We start from the raw sequence: 569 nt of genomic DNA on the forward strand, positions 1-569 counted from the left end.
AAATATTTTTAAAAAACTTAGTCACCCCAAAACAATAAGTTATGACTATAGCAGACATTAAGCAAAATCTAACCATAGGTCAAGTATTGGAATATTACCAGATCCAAGTAAAGAACAACAGTTGCTGTTGCTCCTTCCACGACGATAAAAAGCCAAGCATGCAAATCTTTCCCGATACCCATACCGTTCGATGCTATTCAGGAAATTGCTCACAATCCAATAAGGTAATCGACGTCATTGATTTTATCATGTATAAAGAAAACTTAACCAAACACGAAGCCCTGTTAAAAGCCAGTCAATTAACCGATCTAAGCCATAAGATAGTAAGAAGCAAAGAATATCAAGAAATCCCCCTAGACAGACTAGAAGAACTCTTTTACAAGATGAAATCTAATCTCAAACAAAGCAAAACCGCCAGAACCTATACCCAGCAAAGAGCCCTAGACTATCAAAAGCTAGAAATCGGCTACAACGGCAGAACTTACAAAGGCTTAGTCAACTGCATAGTGTTTCCCCTCAAAGACGCAAGAGGAAAGATCGTAAGTTTATATGGGCGAACCATTAAACAA

At 37.6% G+C, this 569-nt stretch carries 1 protein-coding gene; it reads left to right on the forward strand.

What is annotated here, in order from left to right:
- Positions 1 to 41 precede the first annotated feature (41 nt).
- On the forward strand, positions 42 to 569 hold a 528-nt coding region (locus ETU10_RS00155; protein WP_246118396.1), incomplete at its 3' end, for a CHC2 zinc finger domain-containing protein.

It is taken from the genome of Apibacter muscae (genome assembly GCF_007845595.1).
GTDB classification, from domain to species: Bacteria; Bacteroidota; Bacteroidia; order Flavobacteriales; family Weeksellaceae; genus Apibacter; species Apibacter muscae.